Source organism: Arenimonas malthae CC-JY-1, from assembly GCF_000747075.1.
Lineage (GTDB): Bacteria > Pseudomonadota > Gammaproteobacteria > Xanthomonadales > Xanthomonadaceae > Arenimonas > Arenimonas malthae.
In genome coordinates this window covers 1-17,434 of the sequence record NZ_AVCH01000157.1, presented here as the reverse complement: position 1 = coordinate 17,434, position 17,434 = coordinate 1, and the positions used below count along the sequence as shown (strand labels likewise).

Sequence of the window (17,434 nt, the reverse complement as noted above, 5' to 3'; positions counted from 1 at the left end):
GGCGGGTGCGGCTACTGCGCCCGCCGCGTGTAGGTGATCTGCATCATCTTCATTTCCTTGCCGTCCGGGCCGGGGCCGTGCATCTCGAAGATCTCGGTGTTGGCGTCGGTCCAGTGGCTGGTCATGCGGGCGGTGACCTTGCCCTTGGTGACCGGGTCGTTCCAGCTGCCGGTGAAGGTGCAGGCGCCCTGGTCGTCGCAGTCGCCCTCGGCCACCATCAGGCCGGTGCCCACGCTGTCGTTCCAGGTGGCCCACCAGCGGCCGCTGACGTTGTCGAAGCCGTGCAGGCCCAGGCCGTCGAAAGGCTGGCCCATCATCGTCGCCTTCGCTTCCTCCACCATCACGCGGCCGCCGAGCACCATGCGGCGCGTGGACACGCCGGTGTCGGTGGTGGGCGGCGCGTCGGGCGCCTGCCAGCTCTTCACCACCATGTCGAAGGTGCCCACGGCCTCGGCCATCCGTGCGTGCTGCGGGCCGGGCGTGGCGGCCTTCTGGTAGGCCTCCATCATGGCCTGCTCCTCGGGGGAGGGCGCCGCGGGCGCGGCCTCCTGCGCGGCGGCGGGCAGGGCCAGCGAGAGGGCGAGGGGAACCAGGGAAAGACGGAACGAACGGTGCATGGCAACCTCCATCAGGGGTAGGCATTCCGGGGAACCGCCGGGCGAGTCTACTCCCGGCCCCCGGGCCCCAGAAGCAGAAAGGCCAGCCCGGGGGCTGGCCTTTCCTTCGTGCGGCGGCGCGGCTTGCTCAGCGGATGCTGCGCAGGCGGGCGGCGCGGCGACGGGCGCGGGCTTTCTTCTTCATGGCTGGGGCCTGAGGGTGGGGAAATGGGCCGGCAGTGTCCCACATCCGGGCCCCGGCGTCCCGTTTCCATGACCATCCGCCCGTGGCGCGGGCCCCGAAGGCGCGGTAGCGTCGGGTTCGCGCCCGGCGGGGGCGCGTTCCCGGAACGAGTTGATGAGGCGTAAACGCAGGAGCGGGTGGGTCTGGAAAACCATGGCGGTGGCCGCCGTGCTGCTGGCCGGGGCACTGGGGCTGGCCTGGGCGCCGGACGTTCCCGTGGCCGAACTCGAGGCCCGCTGGGCGCCGCCGCCCTCGCGTTTCGTCGAGGTTGACGGCCTGCGCGTGCACCTGCGCGACCAGGGTCCGCGCGACGACCCCAGCCCGCTCATCCTGCTGCACGGCACCTCGGCCAGCCTGCACACCTGGGAAGGCTGGGTGTCGCACCTGCCGGGGGAGCGCGTGGTCAGCATGGACCTGCCGGGCTTCGGCCTGACCGGTCCGGATCCGCAGGGCCAGTACGAAACGATCCGCTACGTGCGTTTCCTCGAAGCGCTGATGGACGAACTGGGCATCGAATCGGCGGTGGTCGCCGGCAATTCCTTCGGCGGCCAGGTGGCCATCGAATTCGCGCTGGCGCACCCCGCGCGGGTGCAGAAGCTGGTGCTGGTGGACGCGCTGGCCTACCCGCGCAACGCCGAATCGGTGCCGCTCGGTTTCCGGCTGGCGGCGATGCCGGCGGTGAACGGCGTGATGCAGCACTTCCTGCCGCGCTTCGTGATCGCCAACAGCGTGCGCGACGTCTATGGCAACCCGGACCAGGTATCGCCGGCGCTGGTCGACCGCTATTACGACCTGGCCGTGCGCGAAGGCAACCGCGCCGCGCTCGGCGAGCGCTTCCGGCACCTGCCCAGCGAAGCCGACGCCGCGCGCGTGGCCACCCTGAAGGTGCCGACGCTGGTGCTGTGGGGCGGCCGCGACCGCCTGATCCCGCCCGACAACGGCGAACGCCTGCACCGCGACATCGCCGGCAGCCAGCTGGTAGTGTTCCCGGCACTCGGCCACGTGCCGCAGGAAGAGGACCCGGCCGCCTCGGTGCAGCCCGTCATCGCCTTCCTGCGCCAGCCGTAAACCAAGGGGAATCGCATGGTCTGGCTGCTCGCGGGTTTGCTGGTGTTCCTGGGCGTGCACTCGCTGCGCATCGTCGCGCCGGGCTGGCGCGACGCACGCGTGGCGGCAATGGGGGCGATGGCCTTCAAGGGCGTCTACAGCCTGGTCTCCATCGCCGGGTTCGTGCTGCTGGTTTGGGGTTACGCGCAGGCCCGCGCCGACGCGCCGGTGCTGCTGTGGGCGCCGCCCATCGGCCTGCGCCACGCCATCAGCCTGCTCACGCTGCCGGCCTTCATCCTGCTGGCGGCGGCCTATGTGCCGCGCAACCACATCAAGGCGCGGCTGGGCCACCCGATGTTCGTCGCGGTGAAGCTGTGGGCGCTGGCGCACCTGCTGGTGAACGGCTGGCTGCACGGCGTGCTGCTGTTCGGCGGCTTCCTGCTCTGGGCCATCCTGGGCTTCCGGGCCGCGCGCCGCCGCGAGCCGGCCCCGCGCAGCGGCGGCACCGTCGGCGGCACGGTGGCCGCGGTGGTCGTCGGCAGCGTGGCCTGGGCGGTGTTCGCCTTCCACCTGCACCGCCTGCTGATCGGCGTCGGCCCCTTCGGCTGAATCCCGCCCGCTTGACCCGGGTCAGGGCGCGGCGGGCGCCGTGGCCCGACCCTTTGCGCCACAGGCGCCGCCCCGGCGCCCTGGAGCGAGGGTGCGAGCATGGAATACGAAGTCAACATCGCCGGCGTGGCCGCCGACCTGGGTGCGATCAACGAAGCGCTCTGCGCCGCCGACCCGGCCGCGGTGGCCGACCTGGACCCGTTTTCGCCCGTGTTGCGGGTCTCGGCCGCGGTGACCACCGGCGAACTGCTGGGCCTGCTGCATGAAACCGGCTGCGAAGTGGCGCCGCACGCGGTGCGCACGCGCCCGTCGACCTGCTGCGGCGGCTGCGGCGGCTGAGCGCGCCGCGCCCGCTCAGGGCGTGACGAAATTCAGGGCCGCCACCGCGGTGTCCCAGGCGCGCAGCGCCAGGTCGGGATCCACGTTGATGCGCAGCGATCCGCGCAGCGCTTCGTAGAAGCCCGCGGCGTCGTTGAGCGGCTGCCGCTCCACTTCCGCCAGTTGCCGGTCCAGGCGCACCAGGTCGGTGCCCTGCACGGTGAGCAGGCCGCTGGCGACGGGCAGGGCGCACATCAGGCGGTGCCGGAACGGCGAACGCTTCCACGAGGAAACGAAGTGGTTGGCGGCCTGGATGTCGGTGCTGCGGGTCTGCGCCAGCGAGAGCAGGAACAGCCCGGTCCAGTCGCTGCCGACCTTGCGCTGCAAGTGCAGGTCGCCGCCGAAGCTGGGCACCAGCCGGAACTGCGCGCCCTCGACCGTGTGCACCTTGCCGCCCTGCAGCGGCAGCGGGCGCTCCGGGCCGGGGCCGCCGAAACCCACGTCCACCAGCCATTCCTGCCCGTCGCAGCTGACGACTAGCGCCTGGTGGGTGGCGGGACCGGGCACGGTGCGGCCGTAGGTGACGCGCGCCATCACCGGCCGCACTTCGAAGCCGGCGGCCTCGAGCGCGCCGGACATCAGCGCATTGAGTTCGAAGCAATAGCCGCCGCGGCCATCACCGAGGATCTTTTCGTACACCACCGAGCGGTCGAGCCGCACCGGCAGGCCGGCCAGGACGTCGAGGTTTTCGAAGGCGATGGCGCGCGCTTGCGCCAGCACCAGTTCGGACAGGCCCTCGGCGGTGGCCGGGGGCAGGGCAGGCAGCCCGATGCGCGCCAGGTAGGCGGCGACCGGGAACGGGGGATGATGCGGGGTAACGCGTTTCATGCGGCGGAGCGATCCATGCGGTCCGCGACTGCGGTTTCCGGAAGAGTTCAAACGTCCATCATAGGCACCGGCCGGCCACGCCCGGCGCGTGTCGGTTGTCACGCCGGAGTGCCGGGAGGAAGGGAACACTGTGCCGGGATTGCCTTGGACGTATGCGCGGATTGCGATGTCGCGTGGAATCGGCGTGAAAGGCGGGCGGCTATAATTGCTTCTCCCGCTTCCGCCAGGACCCCGCCATGCCCACGCTGCCCCCTTGCCCCGCCTGCGGCATGGAAAACACCTACCCCGACGGCAGCCAGCTGGTCTGCGCCGATTGCGGCCATGAATGGGACCCGGCGGCGGCTGGCGCCGACGCCGTCGAAGACCGCCTTGAGGTGCGCGACGCCAACGGCAACCTGCTGCAGGACGGCGACGACGTGGTGCTGGTGAAGGACCTGAAGGTGAAGGGCTCCTCGCTCACGCTCAAGCAGGGCACCAAGGTGCGCAACCTGCGCGTGGTCGGCGGCGACCACGACGTCGAGGGCCGCGTGGACGGCAGCCCGATGCAGCTCAAGGCCATCTACCTCAAGAAGGTCTGAGCGCCGCTTCGGCGCGCTGGCGCCCGGCCAGCAGCACCGCCAGTTCGGCCGGCGGCATCGGCCGCGCGAAATGGAAGCCCTGGCCCTGCAGGCAGCCCAGCGCCGACAGCCGCTCGGCGGTGGCGGCGTCCTCGACGCCTTCGGCGATCGTGCCCAGGCCCAGCGAGCGCGCCAGCTGGATGATGGTGGTCACGATCACCTGCGCGTCGCCGCCCTCACCCAGCCGGCGCACGAAGGACTGGTCGATCTTGAGCTTGTCAACCGGGAAGTGCTGCAGGTAGGCCAGGCTGGAATAGCCGGTGCCGAAGTCGTCGATCGACAGGTGCACGCCCAGGCCACGCAGGCGGCGCACGGTGTCGAGCACGGTGTCGGCGCCGCGCAGCAGGATCGATTCGGTGAGCTCGAGTTCCAGCCCGGTGGGCGGAAGCCCGGCGGCGGACAGGGCCTCGAGCACGTCGGCGGCGACGTCGCCGCGCTGGAACTGCTTGGCCGACAGGTTCACCGCCACCCGCGGCACCTCCAGCCCGGCGGTGCGCCAGGCGGCGGCCTGCCGGCAGGCCTCGCGCAGGATCCACAGGCCGATCGGCACGATCAGGCCACTTTCCTCGGCCTCGGGGATGAAGCGCATCGGCGGCACCATGCCCTGTTCGGGGTGGCGCCAGCGCACCAGGGCTTCCACGCCCACCAGCGTGCCGTCTTCGAGCGAGAACTGCGGCTGGTAGTGCAGGACGAACTCGCCGCGCTCCAGCGCCTGGCGAAGGCCGTTGCGCAGCGCCAGCCGCTCGCTCACTTCCTCGTTCATGGTGGCGTCGTAGAAGCGCCAGCCGGCGCCGCCGGCCTCCTTGGCGCGGTGCTGGGCGGTGCCGGCGTTCTGCAGCAGGGTGTCGAAGTCCTGGCCGTCGCCCGGCGACAGCGCGGCGCCCATGGACACCGTGATGCGAAGTTCGCGCCCGGCCACCGGCACGGGTTCGGCCAGCGCGGACAGGATGCGTTCCTGCGCGGCGGCCACGCTGCCGGCGTCGCGCACTTCGCGCAGCAGCACCGCGAACTCGTCGCCGCCCAGGCAGGACACGGTGTCGGATTCACCCACCTGCGCCGGCAGGCGGCGCGCCAGTTCGCGCAGCAGGGTGTCGCCGGCGGCGTGGCCCAGCGAATCGTTGATGTGCTTGAAGCCGTCGATGTTGAGCAGCAGCAGCGCCGCCTGGCCCTTGTCTTCGTGGCGCGCGGCCAGCACCTGCGAGGTACGGTCGCGCAGCAGGGCGCGGTTGGGCAGGCCGGTCAGCCGGTCGTAGAAGGCCAGGGCCTGCACCTGCTGCTCGGCGGCGCGGCTGCGCGCGGTCTCCACCGCCAGCCGTTCGTAGGGCTCGCGCACGCTGGCCACGAACACCACGCGGTAGACCAGCAGGTAGGCCAGCACCTTGTACACGTGTCCGACCAGGCTGAAGAGGTCGTTGACGTTTTCGTACATCGTCAGGCACAGCTCGGACAGGATCCACAGCGCCGACGCCGCGGCCAGGCCACGCGTGTCGAAGGTGGAATAGAGCTCGCGCACGTGCAGCAGGCGCAGCATGGCCAGGGCCATCATCAGCACCACCAGGGCTTCCAGCAGCACCTTGAGCGGCGTCAGGCCCTGGCCCGGCACGAAGAAGACCGGCCACCAGTCCGGGTGCGCCAGCTGCAGCCACGCCGCCAGGGCCACGTAGGCCAGCGCGCCGGCCAGCCAGGCGTAACGCGTGCCGGGGTGGCGGAAAGGCACCCAGGGCCGGAACACGATGTACAGCACCGCCATCGCGCCGATGACGCGGGCGGCGAGCCAGAACGAGATCGCCTTCTGCGGCGAAGCCGGCGTGACCATTTCCGGCATGCCGCGGTAGGACATCATGTGCGCGAAATCGAGCAGGGCCACCGCGAGGAAGGCGCAGGCCAGCACGATCAGGTTGCCCGGCCGCTCCGGCCGGTGCGAATGCCAGGACACCGAGAACACCATCGCCGACACCACGATGGCGAAGATCTCGGCGGCGGCGTGCAGCGACACCGGGAACCAGGACGCGCTCTGCCTCAGGCCCTCTTCGGGCAGCACCAGCCAGACCACCAGGAAGGCGAGGGTGCAGGTACCCACCAGCAGGCTGCGGAAGGCGCGCGAGTCCAACCAGCCGCCCTGGTTGGCGAAGCGCTGGTCTGTGTCGTCGATGGCCATGCCGTCCCCCGGGTCCCTGGCCTGACATTGCCAGTCCCGCCTCCCGATTTCCAGCAGGTTCGCCGCCAAACCCGGGGCAGCCTTGGAACCACCCCCCGCCGCCCACAGAATAGGGGCAAGACCCCTGTTCGGAGGAGAAGGACATGGCTACGGGCTGGGCGGGCGACGGCGCCGTGCAGGACCAGATCGACGCGACCGTGAAGGACGCGATCAAGCGCGCGCGCCAGCAGTTGCCGAAGGGGGCGTCCCTGGAGCGCTGTGAGGAGTGCGACGCCCCCATTCCCGAGGCCCGGCGCCAGGCGCTGCCCGGCGTGCGCCTGTGCGTGCCCTGCCAGGAAGCCCACGACCGCGAACAGCGCGCCGCCAGCGGTTACAACCGCCGCGGCAGCAAGGACAGCCAGCTGCGCTGATCAGCGGCCCGGCGGCGGGCCCCAATTGAAGCAGGCGCTGTCGTTGAAGCCGTCGCCGTCCGCATCGCGCGAACCGCCCGTCTGCAGGTCGCAGTCCTCGTCGAAACCGTCGGCGTCGCAGACTTCGATGTTGCCGGGATAGCGGTTGCGGTCGGAATCGTCGCAGTCGGCGCCGCCGGTGGCCACGGAATCGACCCCATCGCCATCGGCATCCACCGGCCGCAGCGGCGCCGGTTCGCAGCGGCGGCCGTCGGCAGCGGGCACCTGCCCGGGCGGGCAGCCCAGCGGTTGGCCCGCCTGGCATTGCCGCGGCCGCTGGCCGTCGATGCGGCGGGGCGTGGGCAGGCAGCGTTCGGCGCCATCGGCGCCCACGCCGTTGTTGCATTCGGCGTCGGCGCTGCACTGGTGGACCAGCACCGGGAAGCGTTTCGCCCGGGCCTCGCCGGTGAAGCGGAACAGCGGGCGGCCCGTGGCCTCGAACAGCACCCGGCGGTGGTCCGATGCCGGCGTCACCCTGAGCTGCTCGAGGTTCCAGTTGTCGCCGCCCACGCCGCCGCCGAGGGTGGTGACCAGTTCGACCGCGCCGATGTCCTGCCAGCGCACGCCGGGCTGCAGGCGCAGGTTCATCTGGCGGGTGGTGTGGTCGGCCAGCCGCTGCAGGCCGTTGGCGTTGTCGACGCTGCCCACCAGTCGCCCGTCGTTGCCATAGGCGCGCAGGTGCACGTTGTCGTTGCCACCGCGCAGGTCGTCGCCGCCGGTGGTGACATGGAAGGTGAGCGCCTCGTCGGCGAACGCGGGCGAAGCCAGCAGCAGCGAGAGCAGGAAGGCCTGCATCGGCATCGGGGTCTTCATGGGCAGCCCTGCCAGCGGTTGGGGTCGGTGTCGTCGCAGTCGTTGCCCACGGGCACGAGCCAGCGGCCTTCGTTCGCGGCGCGCTGCTGGTCGGCCGGGCAAGCGTCCACGCGTTGGCGCGGGTCGCCGTGGGTGTCGCCGTCCGCATCGAGGAAGAAGGTGAGGCGCTGGCCTTCGTCCACGACGCCATCGCAGTTGTTGTCGAGGTTGTCGCAGACCTCCGGGGCCAGCGGGTGCACGCTGCGCTGGCGGTCGTCACAGTCGGGCCCGACGGCGTGGCGGTGGGTCCAGCCGGCGTTGGTGCGCTTTCGCTCCCAGGGCGTGGGTTGCACGGGGCGGCGGGTGGTCATCGGCGCCTTGCCGGCCTTGGCGCGGGCCTCGGCCTGCGCCTGCTCACGGGACTGGCGCAGGCGCTCGAACTGTTCGCGGCTCAGCTGCAGCCTGGCGGCATCGGGCCGCGGCGCGATGCGCAGGTCGCCGCGCACTTGCACCGGCGGCGTGGCCTGGGGCACTGGCTTGGCCTCGGCCGCGGGGCGCGGTTTGCCGGCGGGCGGCGTGACCTGGACCTGCGCCATCGCGCTGGGCAGCAGGGCCAGGGAAAGCAGGCTGGCGAGGAACAGGGACTTCACGAGGGCGCTCCCGGGGGTGGGCACGCCGTCGGTTTAGCAGGAACCCCGCTTCGTCACAAGCATGAACGGGGTTCCTGTCGTCGCCCTCAGAGGCCCAGCACCGCCGGGCCCTGCTTGAACACGATGTCCACCGGGATGCCCGCCGCCTGCACGCGGTCGAGGTCGGCCTGCAGGTCGGGGCCGATGTTGCCCATGTCCTCGAACAGCGCCTTGGCGCCGGCGTAGTCGCCGTCGCCCTGCAGGGTCAGGATCTTCGCCGACAGCGAATCCACCGCCGCCTGCATCTTGTCGAAGTCCACCCGGTAGCGACCGGTGGTGGCGTCGCGGCTGAAGGCGCCTTCGCGCTGCAGCCAGTTGAAGGCCAGCATGTTGGCCTTGCCGTGCGCGCTGGAGGCGCCGAAGCGCACCGAGCGGAAGATGCCGGCCAGGAAGGTGACGTAGTTGTCGTTGCGCCTGGCCGCGTCGAGCTCGCCCATCTCGCCGAGCTTGCCGATCATGTACAGGCCCAGGATGTCGGCCTTGCCTTCCTCGTAGCCGCTGGCCAGGTCGGTGAGCGCCTCGCGCACCGTGCCCTTGCCGTCGAGCGTGTTCTTGATGCCCAGGCCGTGCGCGACCTCGTGGAACATCACGTTCTCGAAGAAGGCGTCGAAGGTGATGTTGGCGCGCTGGTCCTCGGCCACCAGCGCGTCGGCGATCGGCACCAGGATGGCGTCGAACTTGGCGCGCATGCTGTTCTCCAGCTGCAGGCGGCGCGAACCCTTGGCCAGCTGCACCTCTTCGTCGTTCGGCAGGTTGATGGCGATGGTCTTGGCGCCGGAGTTGGCGTCGCCGCCGTAGTAGATGGCGAAGTAGGCGTTGAGGTCGGCGTCGGTGCCGGGCATCTCGGCCTTGTAGGCCTCCGGCACCGGCAGGCCGCGCTGCAGCGCCGGCAGGTGCTGGGCGAAGCGCGCCAGGCGCTGGCTCCATTCGATGTCCTTGACCAGCACGAAGGCCTCGAACGCGGCCTTGGTGCCGAACAGCGCGTCCTGGTAGCTCTCGATCGGGCCGATGACGACGTCGATGGGGCTGGTCTTCATGTCCATCCAGGCCATGTCGCTGGCCTGGTACTCGCCGGTGAGCAGCGCGTCGGCGCGCAGGCGCAGGTAATTGCGGAAGCTTTCGTCGGTGGCCACGTCGGCGGCCAGGCTCAGAAGCGCGGCGGCCTGGCCGAGTTCGGCGGCGTACTCGACGTGGTAGGGCACGACGGTGAGCTTGCCGGCCTCGTCGCGGCGGATCAGCGTGTACAGGCCGTCCTTGCCCGGCAGGTCGGCGGCGGCGAACTCTTCCTTGGTCATGTCCTCGGGGTAGAAGCGCGCGCCGGGCGGGCGCGGGCCGATGCCCTCGACGAAGGGCGCGTCGTTGTCCAGGCGGTCCCAGGGGCCGTAGTTGATCTCGGCGAAGCGGCGCGTGGCCGGGTCGGTGAGGCCGGAAAGCAGGGCGTCCTTGTCGCCCCAGGTCTGCTTCCAGAACAGCGCGTCCATGATTTCACCGGCCTGCAGCAGCAGGCGGATCGCCTGGCGGTCGCCCTCGGCAAGGTGCGACAGGTCGGCCGTGAGCGGCACTTCGGCGTAGGCGGCCACCTTGGCGGCGATGTCGTTGGCGGGCTGGGCGGCGTCGGTGGCCGCGTCGGCGCTGGCTTCGGCGGGCGCGGGCGCCTGTTCGGCGCGCTGGCAGGCGGCCAGGCCGGTGGCGAAGGTGAGCGCGATGGCGAGGCTGAGCGGGCGAAGCGACATGCAGGACTCCGGGAGCGGCGTGAAGGCCTCCATCCTAGTCCATCACCCGGCCCTCGGTGCGGTTGCGGCCGCCGTGCTTGGCGCGATAGAGCGCCTGGTCCGCGGCCTCCATCCAGTCGCGAAGGTCGCCGCCCTCGGGCGCTTCGGCCAGGCCCAGGCTGATGGAAAACGCCAGCCCCGGCTGCCCTTGGAAGACCGCGGCCTGCACCGCCTCGCGCAGGCGCTCGGCCTCGCGTTCGGCGGCGGCCTGGCCCAGTGGCAGCAGCACGGCGAACTCGTCGCCGCCCAGGCGGCCGGCGACCTGGCCCGCCGGCAGGGTGCTGCGCACCAGGGCGGCCAGCGTGCGCAGCACGTCGTCGCCGGCGGCGTGGCCGAACCGGTCGTTGATGGCCTTGAAGTGGTCGATGTCGATCAACAACAGCATCGACGGAGCGCCATCGCGCGTGCTCCGTTCAAGCTGGCGGCGCGCCTGCGCCTGCCAGTGGCCGCGGCTGTCGAGCCCTGTGAGCGAATCGCGCCGCGCCAGTTCCTCGAGCTGCTGGTTCTGCTGCTGCACGCGCCGCATCAGGCGGTAGAGGTTGGCGCTGACCGCCAGCGTGTGGATGACCATGATCGGCAGGCAGGCCAGCACCACCGCCGTCCGGCTGGGGTAGTCCACCGCGAAGCCCGTGGCCAGGCCCACGGCCAGCATCGCCAGCAGCGTGCCCGGCAGCGCCTTGAGCCAAAGCCGCGGCACGCCGGAGTTCACCTTGTCGGCGGTGGCCACGGTCAGCAGTACCGCGCTGGGCAGCAGGTTGAAGTGCACCAGCGGCACCCAGCTGCCGGCGAACACCGAGTCGATGAGGAAGTTGCGCGCTTCCGCCGCATACGGGTCGCGGCTGCGCACGGCCAGCAGGTAAGCCAGGTGCGGCCAGGCGAAGCAGGTGCCCAGGACCCAGGCCCAGGCCAGCCAGCCGGCGTCGAGGTCGTGCAGCACCACGCCCAGCGGCAAGGCCGCCAGGCCCATGCCCAGCACGCGGAAGCGGTAGGTCAGGCGGGGCAGGAAACGCGGGCGCACGGACATGCCTGCATGAAACCACAGCTGCCCGGGCGTATGCTGCCCGGGCCGGGGGGCGCGCCTTTGCAGAGGAGGCCACTCATGGACGCACGCAAGCAGCCAGGAAGGCCGGATGGCCCGCTGGCCGCGCGGGTCGCGGCAGTGCTGGGAACCGCCGACGTGCGGCTGGACGGCAGCCGGCCCTGGGACCTGCAGGTACACGACGCGCGCCTGCCCGCGCGGCTGCTGGCGCAGGGTTCGCTGGGCCTGGGCGAGGCCTACATGGACGGCTGGTGGGACAGCGCCGACCTCGACGGCCTGCTCTGGCGCCTGCTGCAGGCGCGCCTGGACGAACGCCGCCCGGGCCTGGCCGACTTCCGGGACGGCCTGAAGGCGCGGCTGCTGAACCTGCAATCGGCCCGCCGCAGTTTCGAAGTGGGTCGCCGCCACTACGACCTGGGCAACGACCTGTACGCCGCGATGCTCGGCCGCCGCCTGGTGTACAGCTGCGGCTACTGGCGCGAGGCCGACGACCTCGACGCGGCGCAGGAGGCCAAGCTCGACCTCGTCTGCCGGAAGCTGGGCCTGCGCGCCGGCCAGCGCCTGCTCGACGTCGGCTGCGGCTGGGGCGAAACGCTGAAGTTCGCCGCCGAGCGCTACGGCGCGGCCGGCGTGGGCATCACCGTTTCGCGCGAGCAGGCCGATTACGCGCGCCGGCTCTGCGCCGGCCTGCCGGTGGAAATACGCCTGCAGGACTACCGCGAACTCGACGAGCCCTTCGACCACATCCTGTCGATCGGCATGTTCGAACACGTGGGCGTGCGCAACTACCGCGGCTTCTTCGAACGCATGCGCCGCTGCCTGGCGCCGCGCGGCCTGTTCCTGCTGCACAGCATCGGCGGCGAACGTTCGACCGACCACACCGACCCGTGGATAGGCCGCCACATCTTCCCGAACTCGATGCTGCCGTCGGCGGCGCAGCTGGCGCGGGCGCTGGAGGGACTGTTCGTGATCGAGGACTGGCACAACTTCGGCGCCGACTACGACCGCACGCTGCAGGCCTGGCGCGCCAACGTGGAGCGGGCCTGGTCGCGGCTGGAGGGCTACGACGAACGCTTCCGGCGCATGTGGCGCTACTACCTGGCCAGCTCGATGGCCTTGTTCCGCAGCCGGCGCGGGCAGCTGTGGCAGCTGGTGCTTTCGCCCGGCGGCGTGCCCGGCGGCTACGTGGCGCCGCGCTGAAGGGCCGGGCGGCGCGCGCCGCCCGGCCGGTGGCGACTAGCGCGGGAGCTTGCGGTGGATGTAACGCTGCTGGTGGTCGTTGAGGCGCACCTGCGAGTCGTGCGGACCCGGCAGGTCGCGCTGCAGCGGCACGTGCGCCTTGCTCGAGCGCACTTGCTGCGGACCCCTGGCGCCGTCAAGCGGCGAAGCGTGGGGCGCGTCGGGCGAATAGGGCGGCGTGCCCAGGAACGGCGGCGCGCCGACCACCGGCGCCGGCGCGGGCTTGGCCGGGGGCGCGGCGGCGACGCCCATCGCAGGCTTGGGCGCCGCGTCCTTCCGGGGGGCGGGCTTTTTCGGCGCGGCCTTCCGGGCGACCGGCTTCTTCGCGACGACCTTCTTCGCAACCTGTCTCTTCGCGACCGACTTCTTCGCCACGGATTTCTTCGCGACAGACTTCTTCGCGACGGACTTCTTCGCCACGGATTTCTTCGCGACGGACTTCTTCGCGACCGACTTCTTGGCGGCGGCTTTTTTCGCCGTGGTCTTCTTCGCTACGGGCTTCTTCTTCGCGGCGACGCTCTTGCTGGCGGCTTTCTTCGCAGCCGTCTTGCGTGCCGCGGCCTTCTTCGGTGCAGGCTTCTTCGCGGCGGCCTTGCGGCGGGGCTTGCTGGCGGCAGTGGCCATGACATCCTCCTGTGCGGGCGGGAACCGGTCGTCCCGATTCTAGACCTTGCTGCAATGCAATATCCCCCTTGCCCGGGCGGCGTCCTGGCCTATCATCAAACGCCCCCCGACCCGGAATGACCCGATGCGCCGCAAGTCCCTGTTCCCCGCGCTCGCCATCGCGCTGCTGCTGTCGCCCGCGGCGCAGGCGGCGGTCTACAAGTGCACCATCAACGGCGAAACCCGCTACCAGGACAATCCCTGCCCGGGCCGCCAGGACCAGAAGCCGCACATCGAGGACGCCCCGGCCCCCGCCGCCGGCGCGCCTGCCGGCCCCGCGGCGGCCGGGACCGCCGCCGGCACGCCGCCTCCGCGTGGCCGCACCGCGCCCAAGCCGCCGCTGCCGCAAGACGATGACACCCCGCTCGACCGCGTCGGCCAGCTGTACCACGAGATCCTGGCCGCCCAGGCTGCGCAGCGCGTCGTGCTGGACGGCTACCGCGAGGCGGTGCAGGCCCTGGCGGCCGCCCAGAAGGGCCGCGAACAGGCCCCGGAGGCCGAATCCGAGCGCAAGCAGCTCGAGCACGAGTGGAAGGAACGCCGCTTCGCCGCCGGCGACCGCGTGCGCGCCCTGCAGGCGGAACTGCGCCGCCTGTGCCCGAACGGCACCATGATGAGCGGCGCGCGCCAGGTATGCCGCTGACGCCCGCGCGGCACCGGCTCGCCGGCCTGCTGCTGGCATTGGTTTGCCTGCCCGCGCTGGCTGCCGATCCCTTGCCGCTGCGCGTGGGCGGCGACCCGAACTACCGGCCTTTCCACTACCAGGCCGAGGACGGCAGCCCACAAGGTTTCGACGTGGCCGTCATGCAGGCCATCGCCCGCGAGCGAGGGCTGGCTCCGCGCTTCGAGTTCGGCGAATGGGGCCGCATGCTCGACCGCCTCGAGCATGGCGGGGTGGATGTCGTGCCCATGTTCGTTTCGGAAGACCGCGCGATGCGCTTCCGGTTCTCCCGGCCCTTCTTGCGCCGCCACCACGTGCTGTACGGGCGCCGCGGGCAGCAGGTGGGTTCCCCCGACCAGCTCGCCGGCCGGCGCGTGGCGGTGCAGTTCGGCGGGATGGCCTGGGAGTGGCTGATCAACGAGCAGGCCGACGCCGTGCTGCGGCCCATGAACGACGAAGCCGCGGCGCTGTCTGCCGTGGCCGCGGGCAGTGCCGACTTCGCGCTGCTGCCTTCCGACATCGCCGAGCGGGCGCTCGCCGCCGGCGGCCTGGGCGACGTGCAGGCGGTGGGGCCACCCTGGCTGGAGCGCAACTACGCGTTTGGCGTGAACCCGGCCCGGCCGGAACTTGTGCCGGAAATCGATGCGGGCCTGCAGGCCATCGAGGCCAGCGGCGAGCTTGCCAGGCTGCAGCAGCAGTGGCTGCAGCCGGCCCCGGCGAAGGCAGGCAAGGGCAGGCCGCTGCCGGTCTGGCTGCCCGTGGTACCGGTGGCCTTGGTGTTGCTGGGGGCGATGGTGTTCCTGGCGCGGCGCCACGCCGCGGCCGGGCGCGACTGACTCAGGCCGTCTGCGCCGACGGCCCGGCGGCCTCGGTGGCCGTGCGGTTGCGGCCGCCGTGCTTGGCCCGGTAAAGCGCCTTGTCGGCCGATTCGATCCATTCGCGCAGGCCCAGGTCGTCGTCGCGCGCCTGCGCCAGGCCGATGCTCACCGAACAGCGCAGCCCGGGCGCCTGCGGCAGCGAGAACGCCTGCACCGACGCGCGCAGTCGCTCGGCCACCGCTTCGGCCTCGGCCAGGGTGGCCGGCAGCGCGATCGCGAATTCGTCGCCGCCCAGGCGGCCGGCGTGCGCCTCTGGCCCGGCCGCGCGGCGCACCAGCGCGGCGATGCCACGCAGCACGTCGTCGCCCACGGCATGGCCGTGGCGGTCGTTGATGTCCTTGAACCAGTCCAGGTCCACCAGCGCCAGCGTGGCGGCCTTGCCGGTCGCGTGGCGGCGCTGCAGCAGGCGACCGGCCTGGTCCTGCCAGTGCCGGCGGCTGTCGAGGCCGGTGAGCACGTCCACCCGGCTCAGTTCGTCCAGCTGGCGGTTCTGCAGCTGCACGCGCCGCACCAGCAGGAAGCTGTTGAGGCTCACCGCCAGCGTGTGGACCACCATGATCGGCAGGCAGGCCAGCAGCACCGGCATCGAGGTGGCGGGCGCGAACGCGAACCCGGTGAGCAGGCCGCCCGCCAGCACCGCCAGCAGCATGCCGGGCAGCGAACGCAGCCACAGCCCGCGGATGCCGGTGTTGATCTTGTCGGCGGTGGCCACCGACATCAGCAGCACCGAGGGCAGGGCGTTGAAGTGCAGCAGCGGCGCCCACAGCCCGGCGATGATCGAGTCGGACATCAGGTTGCGCAGTTCGGCCTGGAAGGGGTCGGCGCTGCGCCGCGCCAGCCAGTAGGCCAGGTGCGGCCAGAGGAAACACGAGGCCACCAGCCAGGCCCAGCTGGCCGGTGGCGCGCCGATTTCGCGCAGCACGAGGAAGATCGGAAGGGCGGCCAGGCCCATGCCCAGCACGCGGAACCGGTAGACACGGCGCGGCAGCAGGTGCAGGTCGCTCAGGCGGGCGGCGTGCTCCGGGGGCGGGTGGGATGGCGCGGCCATCGACGGGTCCGGTGGGGTATGGCCCGATGATAGCCCGGCCAGGCCCGGCTGCCAGCCGCCGGCGGTGGCCGGCCGGGAAGGGTGGGTGCGTATCCAAGAACAGATGAGCCCGCGCCTGCCCCTGTCGTTCGCCCTGCTGCTGCCCGCCCTGGCGGGCTGCGGCGACGCCTGGGTGGCGCCGGCCGCCGGGTCGCCGGTGCCGGTCGTGGCGCCGCTGGCCGCGGAACCGCAGGCGGCCGGCAACCAGGCGCGTTTCGTGGTGGACGGGCAGGAATTCCGCTTCAGCACGCCGGGCATCCGTCGCAGCCGCGCCCGCGCCGGCGAGGGCGTGCTGGCGCACAGCATCGAACTGGCCAACGGCGACAATTCGCTCTACGCCCGCGTCGTGCTGCAGGTGCCGGCAGGCCGGGAAGGCCTGGACGGCGACTACCGCGCGGTGCAGCTGGGTTCGCCCGGCGCCCTCGGCCAGGCCGGCGTGGGCGAGGTGGTGCTGGCCGAGGAAACCGACGCCCGGCGCGGCCGCCGCATGCTGCCCAGCGGCAGCGGTAGCATCCGGGTCCGGCGCGAGGGCGCCGATTACGTGGTGGTGTTCGACGTCCGCGGCGACGACCTGTTCCGGGCGGCCGATGCCGGGGCCATCACCGGCGAACTGCGTTTCGCCGCCGGTCCCTGAGCCCGGCGCGGAACTGTGACCGCGATCTTGGGCGGCCGCCACGGCATGCGGTAACGTGGGCCGGGTAGCCAGCGGGCAGGGGGTCCGATGACCGGCGAAAGCGGCGCCAGGGCACGCGTCCTTGTGGTGGATGATTCCAAGCTGATGCGCAAGGCCGCGCACAAGATGCTGGGCGAGGAATTCGACGTCGTCACCGGCGACGACGGCGTGGACGCCTGGGCGCAGATCCAGCAGGACCCGGGCATCCAGGTGGTCTTCACCGACCTCAACATGCCGCGCATGGACGGCTACGAACTGCTGCGCACCATCCGCGGCGCCGAGGACCCCGGCGTGCAGGGCCTGCCGGTGATCGTGGTCACCGGCGCCGAGAACGACGAGGCCGCGCGCATGAAGGCGCTCGACCAGGGCGCCACCGATTTCATCACCAAGCCCTTCACCACCTCCGACCTGGTGGCGCGCGCCCGCGCCCATGCCAACTACCAGCGGGTGACGCGGCAACTTCAGTCGCAGGTGGCGGTGGACGCGCTCACCGGGCTGGCCAACAAGGCCGGCTTCATGGAGCGCCTGCAGCAGGACATCGCCTACGCCCGCCGGCACCAGCAGCCGCTGTGCCTGGTGCGGCTGGAGGTGGAAGACTTCCGCCGTTTCTTCCTCTACTACGGCCGCGACCTGGCCGAGGCCCTGGTGCTGCAGCTGGCGCGCCAGCTGCGCACCCGCATCCGCAAGGAAGACACCGCGGCGCGCATCGGCCTGGGCGGCTTCGCGCTGTCGCTGCCGGGCGGTCAGGAGGCCGGCATCGTCGCCATGGTCGAGCGCCTGCAGGCCGAGGTGCTGGCGAACCCGCCGGTGTTCGAGGGCGAACCGGTGGCGGTGAAGCTGCACGCGGCGGTGATGAGCCCGCTGATGGATTCCGCGCTGGGTCCGCAGGAAGCGATGGACGCCTGCCAGGCGCGGCTGGACGTGGCCCGCGAATCGGGCGTGGCGGTGCTGCCGGCGCAGGAAGCCGTCGCCACCATGCCGCCGCCGGTGCTCGCGCCCGAGCCGGCGCCGCCGG

Annotated in this window: 19 protein-coding genes; 10 read left to right on the top strand and 9 right to left on the bottom strand. The window is 71.9% G+C overall.

What is annotated here, in order from left to right; translation table 11 throughout:
- Positions 1 to 11 precede the first annotated feature (11 nt).
- A complete protein-coding gene (locus N790_RS08025; RefSeq protein WP_169742163.1) occupies positions 12 to 617 on the bottom strand; it encodes a DUF1579 domain-containing protein in 606 nt (201 codons plus the stop codon).
- A 376-nt stretch (positions 618 to 993) separates the two neighbouring features.
- Between N790_RS08025 and N790_RS08020 the strand changes: the two genes are divergently transcribed.
- The 3 genes from N790_RS08020 (at position 994) to N790_RS08010 (ending at position 2,835) form a co-directional block, all read left to right on the top strand.
- Positions 994 to 1,908 carry an alpha/beta fold hydrolase gene (locus tag N790_RS08020; RefSeq protein WP_156970003.1) on the top strand — a complete coding sequence of 305 codons (915 nt, stop codon included), beginning with the start codon at positions 994 to 996 and terminating at the stop codon, positions 1,906 to 1,908.
- Between the two features lie 15 nt (positions 1,909 to 1,923).
- On the top strand, positions 1,924 to 2,496 hold the full coding sequence (locus N790_RS08015) for an NnrU family protein (protein ID WP_043802973.1): 573 nt from the start codon (positions 1,924 to 1,926) through the stop codon (positions 2,494 to 2,496).
- A gap of 99 nt (positions 2,497 to 2,595) precedes the next feature.
- Positions 2,596 to 2,835 carry a hypothetical protein gene (locus tag N790_RS08010; protein ID WP_043802972.1) on the top strand — a complete coding sequence of 80 codons (240 nt, stop codon included), beginning with the start codon at positions 2,596 to 2,598 and terminating at the stop codon, positions 2,833 to 2,835.
- Between the two features lie 15 nt (positions 2,836 to 2,850).
- Here N790_RS08010 and N790_RS08005 read toward each other — a convergent pair whose 3' ends face one another.
- Positions 2,851 to 3,702: an arylamine N-acetyltransferase family protein gene (locus N790_RS08005; protein WP_052385798.1), complete on the bottom strand. Its 852-nt coding sequence runs from the start codon at positions 3,700 to 3,702 to the stop codon at positions 2,851 to 2,853.
- Between the two features lie 236 nt (positions 3,703 to 3,938).
- Between N790_RS08005 and N790_RS08000 the strand changes: the two genes are divergently transcribed.
- Complete coding sequence (locus tag N790_RS08000) at positions 3,939 to 4,280, top strand: zinc ribbon domain-containing protein YjdM (RefSeq protein WP_043802969.1); 342 nt, start codon at positions 3,939 to 3,941, stop codon at positions 4,278 to 4,280.
- On the opposite strand, the gene N790_RS15240 is transcribed toward N790_RS08000, so the two are convergent.
- Positions 4,267 to 6,477: a putative bifunctional diguanylate cyclase/phosphodiesterase gene (locus N790_RS15240; protein ID WP_052385797.1), complete on the bottom strand. Its 2,211-nt coding sequence runs from the start codon at positions 6,475 to 6,477 to the stop codon at positions 4,267 to 4,269. The genes N790_RS08000 and N790_RS15240 overlap by 14 nt on opposite strands.
- A 143-nt stretch (positions 6,478 to 6,620) precedes the next feature.
- Between N790_RS15240 and N790_RS07990 the strand changes: the two genes are divergently transcribed.
- A complete protein-coding gene (locus N790_RS07990; protein WP_043802968.1) occupies positions 6,621 to 6,887 on the top strand; it encodes a DksA/TraR family C4-type zinc finger protein in 267 nt (88 codons plus the stop codon).
- On the opposite strand, the gene N790_RS15235 is transcribed toward N790_RS07990, so the two are convergent.
- The 4 genes from N790_RS15235 to N790_RS07970 form a co-directional block, all read right to left on the bottom strand.
- Positions 6,888 to 7,739, bottom strand: a complete 852-nt coding sequence (locus tag N790_RS15235) for a putative metal-binding motif-containing protein (protein WP_156970002.1) — start codon at positions 7,737 to 7,739, stop codon at positions 6,888 to 6,890.
- The gene (locus N790_RS07980) at positions 7,736 to 8,368 is read right to left on the bottom strand and encodes a putative metal-binding motif-containing protein (protein WP_043802965.1); all 633 of its coding nucleotides are present in this window, start codon (positions 8,366 to 8,368) and stop codon (positions 7,736 to 7,738) included. Before N790_RS07980 ends, N790_RS15235 begins: the two co-directional genes overlap by 4 nt.
- Before the next feature lie 86 nt (positions 8,369 to 8,454).
- Positions 8,455 to 10,140 carry a dipeptidyl-peptidase 3 family protein gene (locus N790_RS07975; protein ID WP_043803005.1) on the bottom strand — a complete coding sequence of 562 codons (1,686 nt, stop codon included), beginning with the start codon at positions 10,138 to 10,140 and terminating at the stop codon, positions 8,455 to 8,457.
- A gap of 34 nt (positions 10,141 to 10,174) precedes the next feature.
- Positions 10,175 to 11,203 (bottom strand): diguanylate cyclase, encoded by a 1,029-nt coding sequence (locus N790_RS07970; RefSeq protein WP_043802963.1) that lies wholly within the window; start codon positions 11,201 to 11,203, stop codon positions 10,175 to 10,177.
- 75 nt (positions 11,204 to 11,278) lie between these two features.
- Here N790_RS07970 and cfa point away from each other — a divergent pair, with 75 nt between their 5' ends.
- Positions 11,279 to 12,418 carry a cyclopropane fatty acyl phospholipid synthase gene (gene cfa / locus N790_RS07965; protein ID WP_052385795.1) on the top strand — a complete coding sequence of 380 codons (1,140 nt, stop codon included), beginning with the start codon at positions 11,279 to 11,281 and terminating at the stop codon, positions 12,416 to 12,418.
- Positions 12,419 to 12,454: 36 nt separating this feature from the next.
- Here the strand turns inward: cfa and N790_RS15640 are convergent, their stop codons facing one another.
- On the bottom strand, positions 12,455 to 13,081 hold the full coding sequence (locus N790_RS15640) for a histone H1-like repetitive region-containing protein (RefSeq protein ID WP_084062774.1): 627 nt from the start codon (positions 13,079 to 13,081) through the stop codon (positions 12,455 to 12,457).
- 124 nt (positions 13,082 to 13,205) lie between these two features.
- On the opposite strand from N790_RS15640, the gene N790_RS07950 reads away from it, so the two are divergent.
- Together N790_RS07950 and N790_RS07945 are read left to right on the top strand one after the other, a co-directional pair.
- Positions 13,206 to 13,763 carry a DUF4124 domain-containing protein gene (locus N790_RS07950; protein WP_043802960.1) on the top strand — a complete coding sequence of 186 codons (558 nt, stop codon included), beginning with the start codon at positions 13,206 to 13,208 and terminating at the stop codon, positions 13,761 to 13,763.
- A complete protein-coding gene (locus tag N790_RS07945) occupies positions 13,754 to 14,617 on the top strand; it encodes a transporter substrate-binding domain-containing protein (protein WP_043802958.1) in 864 nt (287 codons plus the stop codon). The genes N790_RS07950 and N790_RS07945 overlap by 10 nt, the downstream gene beginning before the upstream one ends.
- Position 14,618: 1 nt before the next feature.
- Here N790_RS07945 and N790_RS07940 read toward each other — a convergent pair whose 3' ends face one another.
- Complete coding sequence (locus tag N790_RS07940; RefSeq protein ID WP_084062773.1) at positions 14,619 to 15,707, bottom strand: diguanylate cyclase; 1,089 nt, start codon at positions 15,705 to 15,707, stop codon at positions 14,619 to 14,621.
- Positions 15,708 to 15,792: 85 nt separating this feature from the next.
- On the opposite strand from N790_RS07940, the gene N790_RS07935 reads away from it, so the two are divergent.
- Positions 15,793 to 16,380 carry a hypothetical protein gene (locus N790_RS07935; protein ID WP_156970001.1) on the top strand — a complete coding sequence of 196 codons (588 nt, stop codon included), beginning with the start codon at positions 15,793 to 15,795 and terminating at the stop codon, positions 16,378 to 16,380.
- A 126-nt stretch (positions 16,381 to 16,506) separates the two neighbouring features.
- On the top strand, positions 16,507 to 17,434 hold a 928-nt coding region (locus N790_RS07930), incomplete at its 3' end, for a GGDEF domain-containing response regulator (protein WP_169742162.1).

Bases quoted from the DNA above. Each gene is read 5' to 3' on its own strand.
- N790_RS08025 (WP_169742163.1), bottom strand. From the start codon at position 617: ATGCACCGTTCGTTCCGTCTTTCCCTGGTTCCCCTCGCCCTCTCGCTG.
- N790_RS08020 (WP_156970003.1), top strand. From the start codon at position 994: ATGGCGGTGGCCGCCGTGCTGCTGGCCGGGGCACTGGGGCTGGCCTGG.
- N790_RS08015 (WP_043802973.1), top strand. From the start codon at position 1,924: ATGGTCTGGCTGCTCGCGGGTTTGCTGGTGTTCCTGGGCGTGCACTCG.
- N790_RS08010 (WP_043802972.1), top strand. From the start codon at position 2,596: ATGGAATACGAAGTCAACATCGCCGGCGTGGCCGCCGACCTGGGTGCG.
- N790_RS08005 (WP_052385798.1), bottom strand. From the start codon at position 3,702: ATGAAACGCGTTACCCCGCATCATCCCCCGTTCCCGGTCGCCGCCTAC.
- N790_RS08000 (WP_043802969.1), top strand. From the start codon at position 3,939: ATGCCCACGCTGCCCCCTTGCCCCGCCTGCGGCATGGAAAACACCTAC.
- N790_RS15240 (WP_052385797.1), bottom strand. From the start codon at position 6,477: ATGGCCATCGACGACACAGACCAGCGCTTCGCCAACCAGGGCGGCTGG.
- N790_RS07990 (WP_043802968.1), top strand. From the start codon at position 6,621: ATGGCTACGGGCTGGGCGGGCGACGGCGCCGTGCAGGACCAGATCGAC.
- N790_RS15235 (WP_156970002.1), bottom strand. From the start codon at position 7,739: ATGAAGACCCCGATGCCGATGCAGGCCTTCCTGCTCTCGCTGCTGCTG.
- N790_RS07975 (WP_043803005.1), bottom strand. From the start codon at position 10,140: ATGTCGCTTCGCCCGCTCAGCCTCGCCATCGCGCTCACCTTCGCCACC.
- N790_RS07970 (WP_043802963.1), bottom strand. From the start codon at position 11,203: ATGTCCGTGCGCCCGCGTTTCCTGCCCCGCCTGACCTACCGCTTCCGC.
- cfa (WP_052385795.1), top strand. From the start codon at position 11,279: ATGGACGCACGCAAGCAGCCAGGAAGGCCGGATGGCCCGCTGGCCGCG.
- N790_RS15640 (WP_084062774.1), bottom strand. From the start codon at position 13,081: ATGGCCACTGCCGCCAGCAAGCCCCGCCGCAAGGCCGCCGCGAAGAAG.
- N790_RS07950 (WP_043802960.1), top strand. From the start codon at position 13,206: ATGCGCCGCAAGTCCCTGTTCCCCGCGCTCGCCATCGCGCTGCTGCTG.
- N790_RS07945 (WP_043802958.1), top strand. From the start codon at position 13,754: ATGCCGCTGACGCCCGCGCGGCACCGGCTCGCCGGCCTGCTGCTGGCA.
- N790_RS07940 (WP_084062773.1), bottom strand. From the start codon at position 15,707: ATGGCCGCGCCATCCCACCCGCCCCCGGAGCACGCCGCCCGCCTGAGC.